Origin of the sequence: Streptomyces polygonati, assembly GCF_042650325.1 — a bacterium.
Classification (GTDB): Bacteria; Actinomycetota; Actinomycetes; order Streptomycetales; family Streptomycetaceae; genus Actinacidiphila; species Actinacidiphila polygonati.
In genome coordinates, this window is sequence record NZ_JBHSBB010000019.1 from 84,068 (window position 1) to 105,224 (window position 21,157).

The window sequence follows — 21,157 nt, forward strand, 5'->3', positions numbered from 1 at the left end:
TGTCACCCTTCGTCACCGCCCCGGCGGCCCGGACCTCCACCAGGTCCGGGCCGCCGGCCGCGTTCCCGGGACCGGTCGGCCACCGGGTTCACCCCGCGGGCCCGGTGGCAGACTGGCCCCGTGAGCGACACCCCCGCCGACCGGCCGCAGCTTCCCGGTCCCGCCGAGCCCGGCCCTTTCCGGCACGAAGCCGCCGACCGGGACGCCAGACCGCAGTACGTCCTTCCGCTCGTGGTGCGGATCGAGCGCGATACACCCCCGGCCCGTACCGACGCGCTGGAGACGGCCGCCCGGGCGGTGCTGACCCTGCTGACCGACGAGCGGGCGACCGCCCCCGGCGGGGAGTGGGCCGAGGCGGTACGGGACTGGCAGGACGCGCGGATCAGGAAGGTGGTGCGGCGGGCCCGGGGCACCGAGTGGCGGCGCGCCGAGGCCCTGCCGGGCATCACCGTGACCGGCGCCGCCGCCGAGGTGCGGGTCTTCCCGCCGGTGCCGCTGGACGGCTGGCCCAAGGACCTGGCACGCCTCCAGGTCTCCGGCACCGAACTGGACGACCCGGTCCCGCCGCCGCCCGCCGACCCGGCGCTGCCGGTGCTGTGGATGAGCCCGGAGGTCGCCATGTCGGCGGGCAAGGCGATGGCGCAGGCCGGGCACGGCGCCCAGCTCGCCTGGTGGGAGCTGTCCGAGGCGCGGCGCGACGCCTGGCGCGCGGCCGGCTTCCCGCTGTCGGTCCGCACTGCCACCACCGCCGACTGGGGCCGGCTGATCTCCGCCGGCCTGCCGGTGGTCCGGGACGCCGGCTTCACCGAGATCGCCCCGGGCTCCTGCACGGTGGTCGCCGACCACCCGGACCTGCGGCCCGGCCGGGGACTGCCCGGCGCGCTCCAGGCGCCCCGGGCGGGTGGCTGAGGGGGGCCGGCGGCCGGCTCAGGCCAGTCCGGCCACCAGTTCGCCGACCGAGCGGCGGCGACCGGTGTAGAACGGCACCTCTTCGCGGACGTACAGCCGCGCCTCGGACCCGCGCAGGTGCCGCATCAGGTCCACGATCCGGTGCAGCTCGTCGGCCTCGAAGGCGAGGATCCACTCGTAGTCGCCGAGCGTGAAGGAGGCGACGGTGTTGGCCCGGACGTCCGGGTAGCCGCGCGCCATCTTGCCGTGGTCGGCGAGCATCCGGCGGCGGTCCTCGTCGGGCAGCAGATACCAGTCGTAGGAGCGTACGAAGGGGTAGACGCTCACATACGAGCGCGGGGTCTCGTCCGCCAGGAACGCCGGCACATGCGACTTGTTGAACTCCGCCGGGCGGTGCAGCGCCATGTTGGACCAGACCGGTTCGAGGGCGCGGCCGAGCCGGGTGCGGCGGAAGAGGTTGTAGGCCTCCTGGAGCGCGTCGGCGGTCTCGGCGTGCCACCAGATCATCAGATCGGCGTCGGCCCGCAGCCCGGAGACGTCGTAGGTGCCGCGTACGGTGACGTCCTTCGCGGCGAGCTGGCCGAACAGCTCCTCGACCTCTTCCGCGTAGCCCGCGCGGTCCGCCGGGAGCAGCTCGCGCAGCCGGAACACCGACCAGAGCGTGTAGCGGATGACGTCGTTGAGGTCCTTGGCCTTCTTCCCGGCGTTCGGCGCCTTGCCGGTTTCGGCGGCGCCCTCGGCGGCCGGGTCGTGAGCGTGGGCGTGGGCGGGATTCGCGTCGGTCATGCCGCTATTCTCCCGCGCCGCCGCCGGCCTCCGGCACCAGGGTGGCCAGGACGTCGGCCGCCGCCCGGCGCCCGCCGGCGACGCAGGCGGGGACGCCCACCCCGTCGTAGAGCGCGCCGCACACCGCCAGCCCCGGCAGCTTGCCGACGTGCTCCCTGATCCGTGCCACCCGGTCCAGGTGCCCGACCGCGTACTGCGGCAGTCCTGCGTCCCAGCGGGTGACGCGGGCCGCGATGGGGGCGGCCCGCAGACCGACCGCCTCGGTCAGGTCCTCGCGGGACAGCCGGACCAGGTCGGTGTCGTCCCAGGCCAGGTCCGCCTCGCTGCCGTGGCGGCCGACCGAGGTGCGCAGCACGAAGGTGTCGGCGCCCGCCTCGGCGAGCCAGCCCCACTTGTGGCTGGAGAAGGTGGACGCCTTGATCGTCCGGCCGTCCACCGGCGGGACCAGGAAGCCGCTGCTGACCGGCAGTTGGAGCAGGTCGCGGCGGCGGAAGGCCATGGTGACCAGAGCCATGCCGGCGTACTCGACACCGCTCAGGTCGGCCGCGGCCGCCGGGGACTCGGCGGTCAGCAGCCGGGCGGCGGCGGGCGCCGGCGCGGCTATGACCACCGCGTCGGCCCGCAGCGTCCGGTCGGCCAGCACGATCTGCCAGCCGCGCGTCCCGGTGCGGCGCAGTTCGCGGACGGGGGCGCCGGTCTCGATGGTGACGCCGGCCGCCCGGCAGGCGTCGGCGACCGCGAGCGGCAGCCGGCCGACCCCGCCGCGGATGCCGTTGAAGACCGGTCCGGTGGCGCCGCGGGCGGCGGCGCCGCGCTGGATCGCGCGGGTGGCCTCGATGAGCGAGCGGCCGTCGCGCGCCGCCGGATAGAGCTGCGGGACGGTGGCCCGCAGCGAGAGCTGGTAGGCGTCGCCGGCGTAGACACCGCCGAGCAGCGGCTCCACCAGCCGGTCCACCACCTCGCGGCCGAGCCGGGCGGCCACGAAGGCGCCGACCGCGATGTCGTCGCCGACCTCGGTACGCGGCAGGACGTGGTCGAGCGGCAGCCGGGCCAGTCCGGCGGCGGACAGCACTCCGGAGGCGGCCAGCGGTCCCAGATCGCCCGGTACACCCATCACATGGCCCTGGGGCATCGGCCGCAGCCGGCCCCGGGTCCACAGCGTGGCGCCGAGGACGGCGGGCGGCTCCAGGTCGTCGGCGAGCCCGACCTCGCGGGCCAGGCCGACCGCCTCGGGCCGGCGGGCGAGCAGCGATTCGGCGCCCAGGTCGACCGGCACTCCGGCGATCTCGTCCGCCCAGAGCTTGCCGCCGAGCCGCCCGGTGGCCTCCAGCAGCGTCACCCGGACCCCGGCGCGCGCCAGGTCGTAGGCGGCGGCGAGCCCGGAGATCCCGCCGCCGACGACCACCGTGTGCGCCGGGGTGGCGGCGCTTCCGGCCGGGGGACGGGCGGCGGGCTCGGTGCGCTTCTGGCTCATCCGTCCACTGTCGCAGACTCCGGATCGAGTTCCGAACGTGACCCCTTCGGGACCGCGGACCGGCAACCGGCCGGGCGGGCCATCCGTCCAAACGGCGTCGGTGTTCCAACGGCCCTGATCCCGGGGGGATTTGATGTCAGAGTTTTCCGGTTCGCCCGCGCTGCCCGCAGGTCGGCGCGACCACCGGCGGCGCAGACGGGGGCGGCCGGCGGCGGTCTGCGCCGTCCTGCTGGCCGCCGCGCTGACCGTGGCGGGGTGTGGCGCGTCCGACCACGCGGACTCCAGCGCCGGCTCGGCGGCCAAGGCGCCGGCCGCCGCCCGCGACGACGCCGGGACCACCGCGGCGGGCCCCGGCGGCGCGCCGGGCACCGGCACCGGCGCGAGCACCGCCGGTCCCGGAACCGTCCCGGCCTCCCCCGCCTACCTGGCGCGCACCGCGGACCTGAGTGTCCGCACCCCGCACGTGGAGCGGCAACTGGACCGGGCCCGCTCCTACGTCGCCGAGGCCGGCGGCTACGCGGGCGACGAGACCACCTCGGTGGACGCCGCCGGCCGCACCTCCTCCACCGTCCAGCTGCGCGTGCCGCCCGCCGGCTACGACCGCGTACTGACCGAGCTGGCCGGGCTCGGCACGCTGACCGCGCGCACGGTGAGGGTCGAGGACGTCACCGGTCAGGTGGTCGACGTCGGCAGCCGGATCAAGTCGCAGCAGGCGAGCCTCGTCCGGCTGCGCGCTCTGATGGACCGGGCCCAGCAACTCAGCGCCATCGTCTCGCTGGAGAGCGAGCTGACCACCCGTGAGAGCGATCTGGAGGCGCTGGAGGCCCAGCAGGCGTCGCTGAGGTCGCAGACGGCGCTGGCCACCGTCACGCTGCGGCTGAGCGAGCCGCAGCCGAGGCCCGCGCCGCCGGAGCGGGCGAGGCACGACGGCTTCTGGGGGTCGGTGGGCCACGCGCTGGGCAACGGCTGGCACGCGTTCTTCGTGACCCTGCGGGTGGCGCTGGTGGTGCTGTCGGCGGCGCTGCCGTTCCTGGCGGTGCTGGGGCTCGGCTGGTTCGGCTACCGGGTCGTGCGGCGCCGGCGGCCGGGTCCGCTCACCCGGCCGTCCCTGCGGCCTCCGGGCGGCGGGCCGGACCGGGCCGGGGAACACGCCGAGACGCCCCTCGCCTTCCCGCTGCCGCGGCACCCGGCGGAGTCCGGGCGGGAGCGGGTCCCGCAGCCGGAGGAGCCGCCGGCGGACGAGTGACGAGCGGCGGGCGCGCCGGGCCGGTCGGGCGGGCGGCTCAGGCCCGCGTCGACCGGTGGACGAAGTCGACGAGGCGGGTGAGCGCGTCCGGGTCGGTGCTGGGCAGCACGCCGTGGCCGAGGTTGAAGATGTGGCCGGTGCCGCTGGCCGCGGCGGCGTCCAGCACCTCCCGGGTCTTGGCCTCCACGACCCCGGTGGGGGCGAAGAGCACCGCCGGGTCGAGATTGCCCTGCAGCGCCTTGCCGGGTCCGACCCGGCGGGCCGCCTCGTCCAGCGGTACCCGCCAGTCGACGCCGACCACGTCCGCGCCGGCCTCGCCCATGAGACCGAGCAGTTCCCCGGTGCCGACGCCGAAGTGGATCCGCGGTACGCCGTAGCCCGCGACCGCGTCGAAGACCTTGACCGAGGACGGCATGACGTAGCGCCGGTAGTCGGCGGGGGCCAGCGCGCCGACCCAGGAGTCGAAGAGCTGGATCGCGCTGGCGCCCGCCTCGATCTGCACCTTGAGGAAGGCCACGGTGATGTCGGCGAGCCGGTCGAGCAGGTCGCGCCACAGCTCCGGTTCCCCGTACATCAGGGCCTTGGTGCGCTCGTGGTTGCGCGACGGACCGCCTTCGACCAGATAGCTGGCGAGGGTGAAGGGCGCCCCCGCGAAGCCGATCAGCGGGGTCGGGCCGAGTTCGGCGGTGAGCAGGCCGATGGCCTCGGTGACATACGGGACGTCGTCGGGCTCCAGGGGGCGCAGCCGGTCCAGATCCTCCCGGCGGCGGAGCGGGGCGGCGACCACCGGGCCGACGCCCGGCTTGATGTCCAGGTCCAACCCGATCGCCTTGAGCGGCACCACGATGTCGCTGAAGTAGACAGCGGCGTCCACCTTGTGCCGGCGCACCGGCTGGAGGGTGATCTCGGTGATGAGTTCGGGCCGTGTGCAGGACTCCAGCATGGGGATGCCCTCGCGCAGCTTCAGGTACTCGGGCAGCGAACGCCCGGCCTGGCGCATGAACCACACCGGGGTGTGCGGCACGGACTCGCGCCGGCAGGCGCGGATGAACGGGGAAGCAGCGGTCTGCTGGTGCGCACTCACGCCTCGAATCTTCGCACGGCGCTCGGACCCGTCGTGCCCGGGCGGGTGTTGCTGCGGGCGCGCGGGGCCGTTGCGTCCTAGTCTTCCGGGCATGGCAGCGGTTACCGGGCACTTGGGCGACGAGGCCCCCTTCCTTTTCCGGCACGCGGTGGAGGGCTTGCGCTCGGCGCGGGTCCGGCCCGAGGTCCGGATCGAGGAGGCCGCGGCGCCGCGCCGCCTCGCCGCGTACGCGTACGCGCTGGAGGCCACGGTGCTCGCCGACGGCGAGGAGCTGGCCGACGGGCGGCTGGTCCTGCTGCACGAGCCGGCCGGCCACGACTCCTGGCACGGCGACTTCCGGCTGGTCACACTGGTGCGGGCCGAGCTCGAACCGGAGATGGCCGGCGATCCGCTGCTGCCCGAGGTCAGCTGGTCGTGGCTGACCGGCGCGCTGGACGCCCGGGGGGCGGCGTACCAGGAGCCCAGCGGGACGGTCTCGCGCGCCTCGTCGCACTACTTCGGTGCGATCGGGGACCGGGTGGACGACACGCAGATGGAGATCCGGGCGTCCTGGACGCCGCGGGAGGGGCCGGGCGGCGCCGGCCCCGACACGGCCGCGCATCTGGCGGCCTGGTGCGATCTGCTGTGCGCGTGCGCCGGGCTGCCGCCGGCCGACGGTCCGGAGCAGGCGGTACGCGGCGGGGCCGGAGTGCTCCCGCTGCCCAAGCGGCGCACCTGAGCGACGGTACGACCCGGGGCACGCGCCCTGGCGCCGCGAGCACCGGCGCGGGCCCCGGCACTCGATCCACCGCACGGCACTTGGCGGCGCGGCCCGGCCCGGCACCTGCCGGCCGGCACGGCGCGCCCGTGGCGCACACACGTGCCCCGGCAGTCCGTCCGTTCGATCGGCCGTCCGATTTGCCGGAATTGATACTCAATAAATCGTGATCTTTAGCTAAAGCCCGGGGCAATTGCTGCCGAAGGAGACAGTGACCGTTTCAGTCCCCTTTGCCACAGGAGGCCCGGTGTCCGTTCTTCTCGAGCAGCCCACGAGCCTGGTCGCCTACCGTCCCAGCAAGCCGACGGCCATGGTCGTCGTGGCCGACCCCCGCGTCCGCTCCACTGTCACCCGACACCTGTGGGCGCTCGGGGTCCGCGATGTGATCGAGGCCTCGTCGATCGCCGAGGCCCGTCCCCGGGTCGGTAATCCCCGCGACATCTGCGTCGCCGATGTCCATCTGCCCGACGGATCGGGCCTGACCCTGCTCGCCGAGACCCGCGCCGCCGGCTGGCCCAACGGCCTGGCGCTGTCCGCCGCCGACGACATCGGCGCGGTACGCAACGCGCTGGCCGGCGGCGTCAAGGGCTATGTCGTGACCGGTACCCGCAACAGCCCCGGCTCGCTGGCCGGGCGACCGGGGCTGGCCCCGCTGGGTGCCACCGCGGCCCGGATGCAGCGCCGCCCGCCGGGAGCCCCCGGCCACCCGGGCGGCTACCGCGAACTGTCCGGCCGCGAGGTCGAGGTGCTGCGGCTGGTCGCGGAAGGCCAGTCGAACAAGGCGATCGGCGTGTCCATGGGCCTTTCGGCGCTGACCGTCAAAAGCCATCTGGCCCGGATCGCCCGCAAGCTGGGCACGGGTGACCGGGCCGGGATGGTGGCGGTCGCCTTGCGCACCGGCATCATCCACTGACGGCCGGCCGGGTCGGCGACCGCCGCCGATGACGCCCCGTCCGCCGTGTTCCGCGAGCCTCCTCATACGACCCACCGGACCCACCGACCCGCCGGGTCGGCGAGCGCCCGTCGGCGGAACGTTCCGCCGGCGGGCGTTCCGGTGATGCGTGGGCCGTTGGTTCTACGCGGCGTCGCGGCGTAGAAGCACCGGCAAAGCCCCGCCCGGCTACCCTTGACAGGTGACCGACGCCAGAGAGACCGCAACCCCGACCACCGCGGCGCCGGTCCCGCTGCTGGACCCGCGCGAGGGAATCCCGCCGGTGACCGCCAGCCCCGAGGCTCTGAGCAGCGTTGTCGCCGCCTTCGCCGCGGGCTCGGGTCCGGTCGCCGTCGATGCCGAGCGCGCCTCCGGCTACCGCTACGGGCAGCGGGCCTATCTGGTCCAGCTGCGCCGCGCCGGAGCAGGGACCGCGCTGATCGACCCCGTCGGATGCCCCGACCTGACCACCCTGGGCGACGCCCTGGCGGACACCGAGTGGGTGCTGCACGCCGCCACCCAGGACCTGCCGTGCCTGGACGAGCTGGGCATGCGGCCCACCTCGCTGTTCGACACCGAACTGGCCGGCCGGCTGGCCGGCTTCCCCCGGGTCGGCCTGGGCGCGATGGTGGAGAACGTGCTCGGCTTCGCGCTGGAGAAGGGGCACTCGGCGGTGGACTGGTCCACCCGCCCGCTGCCCGAGCCCTGGCTGCGCTACGCGGCGCTCGACGTCGAGCTGCTGATCGACCTGCGGGACGCGCTGGAGGAGGAACTGCGCGTCCAGGGCAAGCTGGAGTGGGCGATGGAGGAGTTCGCGGCCATCGCCGCCGCGCCGCCGCCCCCGCCCCGGGTCGATCCCTGGCGCCGCACCTCGGGCATGCACAAGGTGCGCAGGCGGCGGCAGATCGGGGTGGTGCGCGAGCTGTGGCTGACGCGTGACCGGGCGGCCAGGGAGCGCGATGTCTCGCCGGGCCGGGTGCTCACCGACGCGGCGATCGTCGCGGCGGCGCTGGAGAGCCCGCCGAATGTGCACGCGCTGGCCGCGCTGCCCGGATTCGGGCACCGGATGGGCCGCCGTCAGCTGGAGCAGTGGCAGGCGGCCATCGACCGGGCGCGGGCGCTGCCCGAGCGGGAGCTGCCGCAGCCGACCGCCGCGTACACCGGTCCCCCGCCGCCGCGCGCCTGGGCCGACAAGGACCCGGCCGCCGCGGCGCGGCTGTCCGCGGCCCGCGCCGCCGTCTCGGCCCTGGCCGAGGAGCTGGGCCTGCCGCAGGAGAACCTGATCTCGCCGGACACCGTCCGCCGGGTCTGCTGGGCGCCGCCGACCGACCTGTCCGCCGAGGTGCTCACCTCCACCCTGGCCTCGCTGGGCGCCCGGCCCTGGCAGACCGCGCTGGTCGCCCCGCTCCTCCCGGAGGCCCTCACCGCCCGCCCGGCACCGGCGGCGCCGCCCGCCCCGACCGCCGCCGAGTAGCGCCGGCCTGGGCCCGAGCGGTCCGCGGCGGCGCCGGGAGCCCCTCCGTCCCGGTGTGAGCTGTACCGCTTACGCGCGTGGGTCTGTCGCCTCGGGTTACCCGTGAGTAGCATAAGGACGAGCCGGGTTCCACATCTTGAGAGGGAGAGCCATCGTGCCTCGTACCGCGAGGGACGTCGTCTTTGTCGACGGCGTCCGCACCCCGTTCGGCAAGGCGGGCCCGAAGGGCATCTACCACGAGACCCGCGCCGACGATCTGGTGATCAAGTGCATCCGGGAGCTGCTGCGCAGGAGCCCGGGCCTGGACCCCGGGCGTATCGACGAGGTCGCGATCGCCGCCACCACGCAGATCGGCGACCAGGGACTGACCCTGGGCCGTACCGCCGCCATCCTCGCCGGGCTGCCGACCACCGTGCCCGGCTTCTCCGTCGACCGGATGTGCGCGGGCGCGATGACGGCGGTGACGACCACGGCCGGCGGTATCGCCTTCGGCGCGTACGACGTGGTGGTGGCCGGCGGTGTCGAGCACATGGGGCGGCACCCGATGGGCGAGGGGGTCGACCCCAACCCGCGGTTCGTCTCCGAGAAGCTGGTGGACGAGTCCGCGATGTTCATGGGCATGACCGCGGAGAATCTGCACGACCGCTTCCCGCGGCTCACCCGGCGGCGCGCCGACGAGTTCGCCGTGCGCAGCCAGGAGAAGGCCGCCAAGGCGTACGCGAACGGTCTGATCCAGCGCGACCTGGTGCCGATCGCGGTCCGCCGTACCGCCGCGTCCGAGGCCGGCTCCGGCGGGGAGGCCGGCTGGGGCCTGGCGACCGCCGACGAGCCGATGCGGCCGGGCACCACGATGGAGCAGCTCGCCGGGCTCAAGACGCCCTTCCGCCCGCACGGCCGGGTCACCGCGGGCAACGCGGCCGGCCTCAACGACGGCGCCACCGCCTCCCTGCTGGCCGCCGAGGACGTGGCCGAGGAACTGGGCCTGCCGGTCAGGATGCGCCTGGTCTCCTACGCCTTCGCCGGTGTCGAGCCGGAGGTGATGGGCATCGGCCCGATCCCGGCCACCGAGAAGGCGCTCGCCAAAGCGGGCCTGGGCATCGGTGACATCGGCCTGTTCGAGATCAACGAGGCGTTCGCCGTCCAGGTGCTGTCCCTGCTGGACCACTACGGCATCGCCGACGACGACCCGCGGGTCAACCAGTACGGCGGCGCCATCGCCTACGGCCACCCGCTGGCCTCCTCCGGGGTGCGGCTGATGACCCAGCTGGCCCGGCAGTTCGAGGACCACCCGCAGGTGCGCTACGGCATCACCACCATGTGCGTCGGCTTCGGCATGGGCGGCACGGTCGTCTGGGAGAACCCGCACTGGAGCGGGGCGAGCACCGAGCCGGCCACCCGGCACAGCGACGGAGGCACCAAGTGAGCACCGCGGAACTGCTGAAGCGCGCGGCCGGGCTGTTCCCCGGCGAGGTCGTCACCAGCGCGCTGGTACGCCATCTGGACCTGCCGGGCGCTGGCCGCTTCGCCCTGATCACCCTGGACAACGGCCTGGACCACACCAAGCCGACCACCTTCGGCCCCCAGTCGCTGGCCGGGCTCGACGCCGCCGTCGACCAGGTGGAGAAAGAGGCCGCGGCCGGCGAGATCACCGGTGTCGGCATCACCGGCAAACCGTTCATCTTCGCGGTGGGCGCCGACCTCAAGGGCATGGAGAAGCTCAAGGAGCACCAGGACGCGCTGGCCATCGGCAAGGGCGGCCACGACGTCTTCAAGCGGCTGCGGTCACTGGCGGTGCCGACCTTCGCCTACTACAACGGCGCCGCGATGGGCGGCGGTGTCGAGATCGGCCTGCACTGCTCCTACCGCACGGTCTCCTCGTCCGTACCGGCCTTCTCGCTGCCCGAGGTCTTCCTCGGCCTGGTGCCCGGCTGGGGCGGCTGCACCCTGCTGCCCAACCTGATCGGCGCCGACCGCGCGGTCACCGTCATCATCGAGAACTCGCTCAACCAGAACCGGCAGCTGAAGGGCGCCCAGGCCCACGAACTCGGCATCGCCGACGCGCTGTTCGAGGCCGCCGACTTCCTGGAGCAGTCGCTGGCCTGGACCGCGGCCGTCCTCAAGGGCGAGATCGAGGTGATCCGCCCGGAGGTGGAGCGCGGCGAGGCCTGGGACCGGGCGGTGGCCCGAGGCCGCCTGATCGCCGACGGCAAGGTGCACGGCGCGGCTCCCGCCGCCTACCGCGCGCTGGACATCATCGCCGCCGCCAAGGACGTCGACCTCAGCCGGGGACTGGACGCCGACCCGCTCTTCGATCTGGAGAACGCGGCGCTGGCCGACCTCGTCATGGGCGGCGAGATGCGCAGCGGCGTCTACGCCTTCAACCTGGTGCAGAAGCGCGGCAAGCGCCCGGCCGGGGCGCCGGAGGCCTCGCTGGCCCGCCCGGTGTCCAAGGTCGGCGTGGTCGGCGCGGGTCTGATGGCCTCGCAGCTGGCGCTGCTGTTCGCCCGCCGGCTGGAGGTGCCGGTGGTGCTCACCGACATCGACCAGGCGCGGATCGACAAGGGCGTCGGCTACGTCCACGGCGAGATCGACAAGCTGCTCGCCAAGGGCCGGGTCGGCCAGGACCAGGCCAACCGGCTCAAGGCGCTGGTCACCGGCCACCTGGACAAGGCCACCGCGTTCGGTGACGCGGACTTCGTGATCGAGGCGGTCTTCGAGGAACTGGGCGTCAAGCAGCAGGTCTTCGCCGAGCTGGAGGCGGTGGTGCGCCCGGACACGATCCTGGCCACCAACACCTCCTCGCTGTCGGTCTCCGAGATGGCCGGGAAGCTGGAGCACCCGGAGCGGGTGGTCGGCTTCCACTTCTTCAACCCGGTCGCGGTGCTGCCGCTGCTGGAGATCGTCCGCGGCAGCGGCACCGACGACGCGTCGCTGGCCACCGCCTTCGCGGTCGCCAAGAAGCTGAAGAAGACCGCGGTGCTGGTCAAGGACGCCCCGGCGTTCGTGGTCAACCGGGTGCTGACCCGCTTCATGGGCGAGATCCAGAACATCATCGACGAGGGCACCCCGGTCCCGGTCGCGGAGAAGGCGATCGAGCCGCTGGGCCTGCCGATGTCCCCGCTGGTGCTGCTGGAGCTGGTCGGCCCGGCCATCGGGCTGCATGTGTCGCAGACCCTGCACGGCGCCTTCCCCGACCGGTTCACCGTCTCGGAGAATCTGGCCGCGGTCGTCAAGGCGGGCAAGCGCGGCTTCTACGTGTACGACTCCGGCACGCCGGAGCTGGACCCGGAGGTGGCGGCGCTGCTGAAGCAGGGCGACCGGGTGCTCACCGAGGAGCAGGTACGGGCCAGGGTGCTGGCGGCGGTGGCCCAGGAGATCGGCCTGATGCTGGACGAGGGCGTCGTGGCCGAGGCGCAGGACATCGACCTGTGCCTGATCACCGGCGCGGGCTGGCCCTTCCACCTCGGCGGCATCACGCCCTATCTGGACCGCGAGGGCGTCTCCGAGCGCGTCAACGGCAAGCGTTTCCTGGCACCGGGCGTGGCGAGCGTGCCCGTCTAGCTCCCCCGCTCGCCCTCCGTCCCCGGACATGGGTGTGGCCCCGGCGCACGCGCCGGGGCCACACCCATGTCAGTCGCCGGGGTCAGCCGCTCGTCGTGGACGTGTCGGAGGGGCTGGCGGACGGGGAGGCCGAGGGAGAGGCGGACGGGCTGGCGGAGGGAGAGGCGGTCGGCTTCAGCTGGATCGCGATCACCCGCCTGGCCTCGGCCAGGACCATGCTGTGCAGCTTCTGCGGGGTCAGCGTGGACGTCACGTCCTTGAGCGTGGTGTCGTTGATCTGCACCACCGGGACGTCACCGAAGCCGCTGGCGGCGTAGTCGGCCTGCGACTTCTTCGCCCAGCCGAGGTGGTCCTTCTGCTCCAGGCAGGGGTCGAACTTGCCCATCGGGATCTTGTGGGCCTTCACGGCCAGCTTCTTGAGCACGCTCACCTTGGCCAGGCTGTCGTCCTGCGGGTCCGGCTGGTGCTTGAAGACCTGGTCGACGAACTGGGTGAAGCGCCCCTGGTCCTGCGCGCAGGCCGCCGCGTTGGCCGCCAGCAGCGAGCCGTCGCCGCCGTACTTCTGGTCGGAGGCGGTGACCAGGCGGTAGTGGATCTGCATCTGACCGGTGGTCAGCAGCTGGTTCAGCACCGGCTGGTACTCGGCGGCGAAGGCCTTGGACACCGGGCTGCGCAGATCCTCGTAGATGGTCACGGTCACCGGGACCGACGGGCGGACCGGCATGTTGAGGTTGCCGCCGCCGCTGACGGTGGGGGTCGGCGAGTCGGTCGGGCCGGCCGTGCCGGTGGGCACGATCGCCGGACCGACCTCGCCGGCCGGCGCGCTCACCTTGTCGTCCTTGCCGGCCCGGACGTGCGCGCCGATCACCGCGGAGATGCCGAACACCACGGCCATCGCCACCACGCCGAACGCGTACGGCCGCAGCCGCCTTATCCGGCTGCCGCGCTTCTTCTTGCCAGGGACCGCCGTACCGTCCTGGTTGTCGGGTCCCTTGGACTCCGTCATGACTACGCCACCTCGATCATCCCGCACTGCTCTCCGCGCATTTCTACCACCGGTCCCGCCCGTTCCACGAAGCCGGGCCCCGGGCGTACATCACGGCGCCGTCCACCACGGCCACCCGACGGTACCGGTCGAGCAGCAGCCGGCGCAGCGTGGGCGTACGGTCCGTCGCGTACGGGGCGCCCCGGGAGTCGTCCACCACCAGGGACGGCGGGTGCGCGGCGAACTCGGCGCGGAAGATCCGCCAGGCCCCGGGGACGGCGTACCGCTCCCCCACCCGCACGCCGCGCCGGCCGCCGCTGAAGTTGGTGAGGAAGCCGGCCGTCAGGAAGCGGCTCGACGGGGTGCGGTCGGCCAGCCAGTAGTCCTCGGGGTGCATGCCCCACACCAGGACCGGCTGCCGGGGGTCCGTGTGGGCCCGTACGGCGGAGGCGACGGTGCGGGCGTGGTCGAGTTCGGGCCGCGGCGCGGTCAGACCCCAGCTGACGAAGGCGGCGCAGGTCAGCACCGTCCAGGCGGTCACCGCCGGCCAGCAGCGCGGCAGCCGCCGTGCCGCCGCCACCCCGGTCAGCACCAGCGGCGGCACGAGCTGCAGGAAGTAGTGGCCGTAGAACTGGAACCCGGTGGCCACCGCGGCCGTCGAGGCGCCGAGCCACAGCCACAGATCGGCCGGGACCGCGGCCGGCCACAGCACCAGCCCGGCGCAGGCCACCACCAGCAGGCCGCCGGCCGCCACCCCGAGCAGGGTCAGGCTCGCGTAGGCCCGGGCCAGCGCGATCAGCCAGGCCCCGCTCGGTGAGGCGTAGGCGGCGGAGCCGGTCAGCGTCCAGAACACGAAGCGGCCGGGCCCGGAGGCCGCCGCGACGAGCGCGACCGGCACCGCGAAGCCGCCGGCGACCCGCAGCAGGGCCCAGCAGCGGGGCGCCAGCGGCCCGCGCGCCGCCACGGGCACCTCCTGCGCGGCGGCGGGTACGGCGAGCCCGTCCGGCCCTGGCCACGGCTCGCCGTCCAGTGCCGGACCGGAGCGGAAGGCGGCCGCCCGCTGATCGGGCTTCGCGCCCCGGCGGCCGGGCGACGGCGCCCGGCGGCCGAACCCGGCGCCGGGCGCGCGCCAGGCCAGCCAGAGCACCGGGACCAGCGCCGCCAGCCCGGTCTGCTTGGTGAGCGCGGCGACCGCCAGCGCGGCGCCCGCCCAGCCGAAGCGGGTCCGGTCGGCGCACCACAGGGCGGCCACCGTCCACGGCAGTATGAAGACCTCGAAGCTGGCGGCCTGGGTGTCCTCCGGGGCCAGGCCCACCGAGAGCAGCGCCACGCCGAAGCCGGCCGCCAGCCCCGGGCGGTCGCCCCAGCGGCGGCGGGCCAGCGAGGCGGTCAGCAGCGCGGTGGCCAGATGGGCCAGGAGCGCGGCGGTCCGCAGCGGCCACAGCGAGGTGTCGCCGAAGGCGGCGAACGCACCTTCGTAGAGCCAGGGCAGCAGCGGCGGCTTGCGGTCCACCACCGTCTGGTAGACGACCCCGCCGTGAGCCAGCAGCCGGGCCTGGATGGCCAGGAAGCCCTCGTCGGGGTTCCACACCGGGCGCAGGAAGGAGGGCAGGTGCACCAGCGCCGTCACCGCCGCCAGCGCCGGTGCCAGGCCCAGCCAGAAACGGAGCCGGCTGACCGGGGCGAGCGCGACCGGCGCGGTGCCGCCCTCCTCCGGCAGTGCCGCCGAGGTCACCGGCCGGGGCCCAGGCCCAGCCTGCTGTGCGAGCGGCCGTAGCCGAAGTAGACGGCCAGGCCCAGCAGCATCCAGACCGCGAACCGGAGCCAGGTCTCGACGCTCAGATTGAGCATCAGCCACAGCGAGGCGCACACCGACAGGACCGGCAGCACCGGCACCCAGGGCGCCCGGAAGGCGCGGGGCAGATCCGGCCGGGTGCGGCGCAGGACGACGACGCCGACGGCGACCACGACGAACGCGAAGAGGGTGCCGATGTTCACCATCTCCTCCAGCGCGCCGACCGAGAAGAACCCGGAGATCGCCGCCACGACCACACCCAGCAGCACCGTGGTCCGGTACGGCGTGCCGAACTTCGGGTGCACCTGCGAGAAGGCCCGCGGCAGCAGCCCGTCGCGGCTCATCGCGAAGAACACCCTGGTCTGGCCGAGCAGCAGGATCATCACCACCGAGGTGAGGCCGACCGCGGCGCCGAAGCTGATCAGCCCGGACCAGAACGGGGCGCCGACGGACTTGAAGGCCGAGGCGAGCGGGGCGGCGGTGTCCAGCCGGGAGTATTTCTGCATCCCGGTGACCACCAGCGAGACCGCCACGTACAGCACGGTGCACACCACCAGCGAGCCGATGATGCCGCGCGGCATGTCCCGCTGCGGGTTGCGGGTCTCCTCGGCGGCGGTGGCCACGATGTCGAAGCCGATGAAGGCGAAGAAGACCACCGCGGCGGCCGAGAAGACGCCCATCACCCCGAACGACGTCGGTGTGAAACCGAACAGCACCTGCACCAGGGGCGCGTGCAGGTGCGAGCCGCCGCCCGGATTGGGCCGGGACGGCGGCAGGAACGGGTGGTAGTTGCTGCCGGTGATGAAGAACAGCCCGGCGAAGATGACGACCAGCACCACGGTGACCTTGACGGCCACCACCACTCCGGTGACCCGCGCGGACAGCTTCATGCCGGCCATCACCACGCCGGTGAGCACCAGCACCAGCCCGGCGGCCAGGATGTCGAAGCCGAAGTGCCCGCCGCGGTGACTCAGCCGGGCGGGCACGTCGATGCCGAAGTGCGAGAGCAGCTCGGCCACGTAACCGGACCAGCCGCCGGACACCACGCCCGCGCCGAGGGCGAGTTCGAGCACCAGGTCCCAGCCGATGATCCAGGCGGGCAGCTCTCCGATGGAGGCGTAGCCGAAGGTGTAGGCGGAGCCGGCCACCGGCACGGTGGAGGCGAACTCTGCGTAGCACAGCGCCGCCAGCCCGCAGACGACCGCGGAGGCGATGAAGGCGAGCGCGACGGCCGGGCCGGCGTACTGCTTGGCGACGGCGCCGGTGACCACGAAGATGCCGGTGCCGACGATGACGCCGACGCCGTAGACCACCAGGTCCACCGTGGACAGCGACTTGCGCAGCCCGTGCTCGGGGTCCTCGGTGTCCGCGATGGACTGCTCGATGCTCTTGGTGCGGAACAGGCCGCGCGACGGCGGCGCCGTCCATTCCTCGTGTCTGTCGTCTTCGTGTGTGTCGACGTCCACCATGGGGGCACCTCCGGATCGCTGCGCCGACTCCGGTTTCGAGGCGGCAGTCGTTACTCCACTCCGGTGGGTCGCCTCACCCGTCCAGGCGCGCCTACGCGTACGCCTCAGGCGAAAGGGGTCCACCCGTTCGGGTGGACCCCTTCTGCGCCGTGCTGACGCCCGGCCGTTCACATCGATGGAGCGCTCGGCCGGCTCGGCGCTCGGTCGATTCGGCGCTCGGTCGATTCAGCGCTCGGCAGGCTCGGTGCTCAGTCGCGGGTGCTCTCCGCGGCGGAGTCGCTGCGCCCGGTGCCGTCGGCGGGTTCGGCCGCTTCCGCGGTCTGCCCGGGGACGGCGGGGACCGGGGTCACCGCGCCGGCCAGCGGTCCCGCCTCGTCGACGAACCGGCCGTCGATGGTGGCGACCACGCCGGTCACCTGGCGGGCGATGTCCGGGGCGGTCAGGCCGATGCCGGCCATCACGTCCTTGCGGGAGCCGTGCCCGAGGAATTCCGGCGGGATGCCGAAGTCCCGCAGGGGTACGTCCACTTCGGCGTCGCGCAGCGCCTGGGCGATGCCGGCGCCGACACCGCCGACCCGGCTGTTGTCCTCCACCGTGACCACCACGCGGTGCCGGGCGGCCAGCCCGGGCAGCTCCGGGTCGACCGGCTTGACCCAGCGGGGGTCCACCACGGTGCTGGTGATGCCCTGGGCGTCCAGCAGGCCGGCGATCTCCAGGCACATCGGGGCCAGCGCGCCGACCGAGACCAGCAGGACGTCGGGGCGGTCGGTGCCGGCGGCGGGCGCGCGCAGCACGTCCATGCCGCCGATCCGGCCGAGCGCGGCGACGGCGGGGCCGACCGCGCCCTTGGAGTAGCGCACCACGGTCGGCGCGTCCTCGACCGCCACCGCCTCGCGCAGCTGGGCGCGCACCTGGTCGGCGTCGCGCGGGGCGGCGATCCGCAGCCCGGGGACGACCTGGAGGATGGACATGTCCCACATGCCGTTGTGCGAGGCGCCGTCGCTGCCGGTGACGCCAGCCCGGTCCAGTACGAAGGTGACGCCGCACTTGTGCAGGGCGACATCCATCAGCACCTGGTCGAAGGCCCGGTTGAGGAAGGTCGCGTAGACCGCCACCACCGGGTGCAGACCGCCGGTGGCCAGGCCCGCCGCCGAGGTGGCGGCATGCTGCTCGGCGATGCCGACGTCGAAGACCCGGTGCGGGAAGGCCGCGGCGAACTTGGTGAGGCCGACCGGGTGCAGCATGGCGGCGGTGATGGCCACGATGTCGGCGCGTTCCTTGCCGAGTTCGAGCATCTCGTCGCCGAAGACCGAGGTCCAGTCGGCGCCGGCCGCGGCGATGGGCAGGCCGGTGTCGGGGTGGATCGGGCCGATGCCGTGGAAGCGGTCGGTCTCGTCGCGCTCGGCGGGGCGGTAGCCGCGGCCCTTCTCGGTGATGCAGTGCACGATGACCGGGCCGCGGAAGCGCTTGGCGCGCTGCAGGGCGGACTCGACCGCCTCGATGTCGTGGCCGTCGATCGGGCCGAGGTACTTCAGGCCCAGGTCCTCGAACATGCCCTGCGGGGTGATGAAGTCCTTCAGGCCCTTCTTGGCGCCGTGCAGCGTCTCGTAGAGCGGCCGGCCGATCAGCGGGGTGCGCTCCAGCACTTCGCGGGTGCGGGCCAGGAACTGCTCGTAGCCGTCGGTGGTGCGCAAGGTGGCCAGGTGGTTGGCCAGGCCGCCGATGGTCGGGGAGTACGACCATTCGTTGTCGTTGACCACGATGACCAGCGGCCGGTCCTTGGCGGCGGCGATGTTGTTCAGCGCCTCCCAGGCCATGCCGCCGGTGAGCGCGCCGTCGCCGATCACGGCGGCCACGTGGTCGTCGCGGCCGAGCAGCTCATTGGCCTTGGCCAGGCCGTCGGCCCAGCCGAGCACGGTGGAGGCGTGGCTGTTCTCGATCACGTCGTGCTCGGACTCGGCGCGCGAGGGGTAGCCGGACAGGCCGCCCTTGCTCTTGAGCCCGGTGAAGTCCTGACGGCCGGTGAGCAGCTTGTGCACATAGGCCTGGTGCCCGGTGTCGAACAGCACGCGGTCCTTCGGCGAGTGGAACACCCGGTGCAGTGCGATGGTCAGTTCGACCACGCCGAGGTTGGGGCCGAGGTGCCCGCCGGTCTTGGACACCGCGTCGACGAGGAAGGCCCGGATCTCCCCGGCCAGTTCCACCAGCTCGGGCTGGCCGAGCCGGTCGAGGTCACGGGGTCCGTTGATACGGGTCAGCACTGCCACCCGTTCCTCCTTGCGTCGCGTCCGCCGGTGCCTTCGGCCGGTCCGGCTTTCGGACGAGTCTAATGTTCCGCTTAGCGGCTCGTCGGCCGACCCGTGCGATGAATGTCACGAGTGGGCCTGATGGCCCCTGTTCGAGCGTATGTACGAAACCGCCGGGCGGTCCTGGAAGTCCAGGTCCGCCCGGCGGTCCGGGTGGGTGCCGATGATGCCGGTGGTGCGCGGTGCGGGTCCCGTCCGGAATACCGGCGGGGCCGCCGTTCGGGTTACGCCCGGCCCGAGGTCTTCTGGGTCTGGCGGGACACCGAGTCGATGACCACCGCGGCCAGCAGCACCGCGCCGGTGATCATGTACTGGATGGAGGTGTTCATGTTGAGCAGGTCCAGACCGGTCTGGATGGACTGGATGACCAGCATGCCCAGCAGCGCGGACCAGACGTTGCCGCGACCGCCGAACAGGCTGGTGCCGCCGATGACGGCCGCCGCGATGGCGAGCATCAGCAGGTTGCCCTGTCCGGCCTGCAGGGTCGCGGTGTAGGTCTGGCCGGCCAGGAACAGGCCGCCCAGCGCCGCGAAGCCGCCGGAGATGGCGAAGACCGCGATCCGGACCATGGCCACGTTGATACCGGCGCGGCGGGCGGCCTCGATGCCGCCGCCGACCGCGAAGACCTTGCGGCCGAAGGTGGTACGGCGCAGCACGAAGTCGCAGATGACCAGCGCGACCAGGAAGATCACCAGCGCGTTGGGCACACCGGTGGACTTGTTGAGCACGTACGCGGCCACGTAGGAGACCACCGCGAGCGCGACGACGCGCAGGATGATCTCACTGGTGGGACGGAACGGGACGCCGGCCTTGCGGCGGCGGACCTGCTCGACCAGCGAGCTGGCGAGCAGGGCGAGGACGCCGACCGTCGCCAGCACATAGGCGCCGGCGATCGACTGGTTCATGAAGTACGACCGCTGGCCCAGCAGGTGCATGGGGCCGGTGTCCTGGATCGAGAGGCTGCCGGTCGAGCCGAGCAGCCACAGCATCAGGCCGTTCCAGCCCAGGTTGCCCGCCAGGGTGACGACGAACGCCGGTACGCCGATCTTGGCGAAGAAGAAGCCGTGGATGGCGCCGATCCCGATACCGGTCAGCACGGTCAGCAGCACCGCCAGCCAGGGATTCATCCCGTGCGTGGTGGCGAAGATCGCGAAGATGGCGGCCGACAGACCACTGACCGAGGCGACCGACAGGTCGATCTCGCCCAGCAGCAGCACGAAGACCAGGCCGATGGCTATCATGCCGGTGGCCGCCAGGAAGTAACTGACGTTCACCAGGTTGTTCGAGCTCAGGAACAGGCTGTCCTTCACCTGGAAGATCGTCCAGATGATGATCAGGCCGACGACGACCGGCAGCGAGCCGAGTTCACCGCCCTTGAGCTTGCGCTTGAACTCGGTGAGGTAGCCCTTGAAGCCCTCTTCGCGTATCAGCAGCCGGGGGTCGATGGCCTGTACCGCGGGCGGCGGCATCTCTTCGGCCTGCGTCGACGTGTCCAGGGTGCCCTTGTCGCTGCTCACTTGGCCGCCTCCGCGTTGCGCGCCTGCCGACGGGTCACGGCATTGTCCGTGGCACCGGTGATCGCGGCGATGATCTCTTCGTTCGTGGTGCCCTTCACGTCGAAGGAACCGTTGTTCTTGCCCAGCCGCAGTACGTGGACGGTGTCCGCGACCGCGTTGACGTCGGCCATGTTGTGGCTGATGAGGATCACCCCGAGACCCCGCTCGCGCAGCCGCTCGACCAGGTCGAGGACCTGGGCGGTCTGCTCGACGCCGAGGGCGGCGGTGGGCTCGTCGAGGATGACGACCTTGGGCTCACCGATCAGGGCGCGGGCGATGGCCACCACCTGGCGCTGACCACCGGAGAGGCTGGCGATCGGTATCCGCACACTGGGGATGCGGATCGAGAGGGTGCTGAGGAGTTCGCGGGCGCGCTTTTCCATCGTGACCTCGTCGAGGCTGCCGAAGCGGAGCAGCTCCCGTCCGAGGTAGAGGTTTCCCACCACGTCCAGGTTGTCGCACAGGGCGAGGTCCTGGTAGACGGTGGCGATACCGAGGTGCTGGGCGTCCTGCGGCCGGTTGATCGTGACCGGCCGGCCCTCCCACTCGATGACGCCTTCATCGATGGGGTGGACGCCGGCAATGGTCTTGACCAGCGTCGACTTGCCGGCACCGTTGTCACCCACCAGGGCGACGACCTCTCCGGACTGAACCTCCAACTCGACTTCGGTGAGGGCTTGGACCGCACCGAATCGCTTGGAGACTCCGCGCAACGCCAGCACGGGCGTAGCGGACACGTGAACCATCTCCTTCGCCGCCTGACCGGCGGGGATGCCGCGTGCTGGATACAGCCGCGGAGGGAGTGCCAGAAGCACAGGATTACA

The 21,157-nt window shown here is 73.1% G+C and carries 16 protein-coding genes; 7 read left to right on the forward strand and 9 right to left on the reverse strand.

Features of this window, described 5'->3' with window-relative positions; all coding sequences use genetic code 11:
* Nucleotides 1-120: 120 nt before the first annotated feature.
* Entirely contained in the window at nucleotides 121-909 is a 789-nt protein-coding gene (locus ACFO3J_RS26100; protein WP_386433961.1) for an aminoacyl-tRNA hydrolase, read from the forward strand.
* Nucleotides 910-927: 18 nt separating this feature from the next.
* Here the strand turns inward: ACFO3J_RS26100 and hemQ are convergent, their stop codons facing one another.
* Nucleotides 928-1,695, reverse strand: a complete 768-nt coding sequence (hemQ, locus tag ACFO3J_RS26105; protein WP_386433963.1) for a hydrogen peroxide-dependent heme synthase — start codon at nucleotides 1,693-1,695, stop codon at nucleotides 928-930.
* A gap of 4 nt (nucleotides 1,696-1,699) precedes the next feature.
* Nucleotides 1,700-3,169 (reverse strand): protoporphyrinogen oxidase, encoded by a 1,470-nt coding sequence (gene hemG, locus ACFO3J_RS26110; RefSeq protein ID WP_386433966.1) that lies wholly within the window; start codon nucleotides 3,167-3,169, stop codon nucleotides 1,700-1,702.
* Nucleotides 3,170-3,302: 133 nt separating this feature from the next.
* Here hemG and ACFO3J_RS26115 point away from each other — a divergent pair, with 133 nt between their 5' ends.
* Nucleotides 3,303-4,415 carry a DUF4349 domain-containing protein gene (locus ACFO3J_RS26115; protein ID WP_386433968.1) on the forward strand — a complete coding sequence of 371 codons (1,113 nt, stop codon included), beginning with the start codon at nucleotides 3,303-3,305 and terminating at the stop codon, nucleotides 4,413-4,415.
* Nucleotides 4,416-4,452: 37 nt separating this feature from the next.
* Here ACFO3J_RS26115 and hemE read toward each other — a convergent pair whose 3' ends face one another.
* The gene (gene hemE, locus ACFO3J_RS26120) at nucleotides 4,453-5,499 is read right to left on the reverse strand and encodes a uroporphyrinogen decarboxylase (RefSeq protein ID WP_386433970.1); all 1,047 of its coding nucleotides are present in this window, start codon (nucleotides 5,497-5,499) and stop codon (nucleotides 4,453-4,455) included.
* 91 nt (nucleotides 5,500-5,590) lie between these two features.
* Between hemE and ACFO3J_RS26125 the strand changes: the two genes are divergently transcribed.
* The 5 genes from ACFO3J_RS26125 to ACFO3J_RS26145 all read left to right on the forward strand — a co-directional run bounded on the left by ACFO3J_RS26125 (nucleotide 5,591) and on the right by ACFO3J_RS26145 (nucleotide 12,222).
* The gene (locus ACFO3J_RS26125; RefSeq protein ID WP_386433972.1) at nucleotides 5,591-6,217 is read left to right on the forward strand and encodes a DUF3000 domain-containing protein; all 627 of its coding nucleotides are present in this window, start codon (nucleotides 5,591-5,593) and stop codon (nucleotides 6,215-6,217) included.
* Nucleotides 6,218-6,503: 286 nt separating this feature from the next.
* Nucleotides 6,504-7,169 carry a response regulator transcription factor gene (locus ACFO3J_RS26130; RefSeq protein WP_093738920.1) on the forward strand — a complete coding sequence of 222 codons (666 nt, stop codon included), beginning with the start codon at nucleotides 6,504-6,506 and terminating at the stop codon, nucleotides 7,167-7,169.
* 220 nt (nucleotides 7,170-7,389) lie between these two features.
* Nucleotides 7,390-8,661, forward strand: coding sequence for an HRDC domain-containing protein (locus ACFO3J_RS26135; RefSeq protein ID WP_386433975.1), 1,272 nt, complete (start codon nucleotides 7,390-7,392; stop codon nucleotides 8,659-8,661).
* A gap of 154 nt (nucleotides 8,662-8,815) precedes the next feature.
* Nucleotides 8,816-10,084 (forward strand): thiolase family protein, encoded by a 1,269-nt coding sequence (locus ACFO3J_RS26140; protein WP_386433977.1) that lies wholly within the window; start codon nucleotides 8,816-8,818, stop codon nucleotides 10,082-10,084.
* Complete coding sequence (locus ACFO3J_RS26145; protein ID WP_386433980.1) at nucleotides 10,081-12,222, forward strand: 3-hydroxyacyl-CoA dehydrogenase NAD-binding domain-containing protein; 2,142 nt, start codon at nucleotides 10,081-10,083, stop codon at nucleotides 12,220-12,222. Before ACFO3J_RS26140 ends, ACFO3J_RS26145 begins: the two co-directional genes overlap by 4 nt.
* 82 nt (nucleotides 12,223-12,304) lie before the next feature.
* Here ACFO3J_RS26145 and ACFO3J_RS26150 read toward each other — a convergent pair whose 3' ends face one another.
* From ACFO3J_RS26150 to ACFO3J_RS26175, 6 genes are all read right to left on the reverse strand, one after another.
* Nucleotides 12,305-13,228 (reverse strand): DsbA family protein, encoded by a 924-nt coding sequence (locus ACFO3J_RS26150; RefSeq protein WP_386433983.1) that lies wholly within the window; start codon nucleotides 13,226-13,228, stop codon nucleotides 12,305-12,307.
* A gap of 43 nt (nucleotides 13,229-13,271) precedes the next feature.
* Nucleotides 13,272-14,942, reverse strand: a complete 1,671-nt coding sequence (locus tag ACFO3J_RS26155; RefSeq protein ID WP_386433985.1) for a glycosyltransferase — start codon at nucleotides 14,940-14,942, stop codon at nucleotides 13,272-13,274.
* On the reverse strand, nucleotides 14,939-16,471 hold the full coding sequence (locus ACFO3J_RS26160) for an amino acid permease (protein ID WP_386433987.1): 1,533 nt from the start codon (nucleotides 16,469-16,471) through the stop codon (nucleotides 14,939-14,941). The genes ACFO3J_RS26155 and ACFO3J_RS26160 overlap by 4 nt, the downstream gene beginning before the upstream one ends.
* A gap of 248 nt (nucleotides 16,472-16,719) precedes the next feature.
* A complete protein-coding gene (dxs, locus tag ACFO3J_RS26165; RefSeq protein ID WP_386433990.1) occupies nucleotides 16,720-18,738 on the reverse strand; it encodes a 1-deoxy-D-xylulose-5-phosphate synthase in 2,019 nt (672 codons plus the stop codon).
* Nucleotides 18,739-19,001: 263 nt separating this feature from the next.
* Nucleotides 19,002-20,246 (reverse strand): sugar ABC transporter permease, encoded by a 1,245-nt coding sequence (locus tag ACFO3J_RS26170; protein ID WP_386434511.1) that lies wholly within the window; start codon nucleotides 20,244-20,246, stop codon nucleotides 19,002-19,004.
* 44 nt (nucleotides 20,247-20,290) lie between these two features.
* Complete coding sequence (locus tag ACFO3J_RS26175; protein WP_386433993.1) at nucleotides 20,291-21,079, reverse strand: ATP-binding cassette domain-containing protein; 789 nt, start codon at nucleotides 21,077-21,079, stop codon at nucleotides 20,291-20,293.
* Between the last annotated feature and the right edge of the window lie 78 nt (nucleotides 21,080-21,157).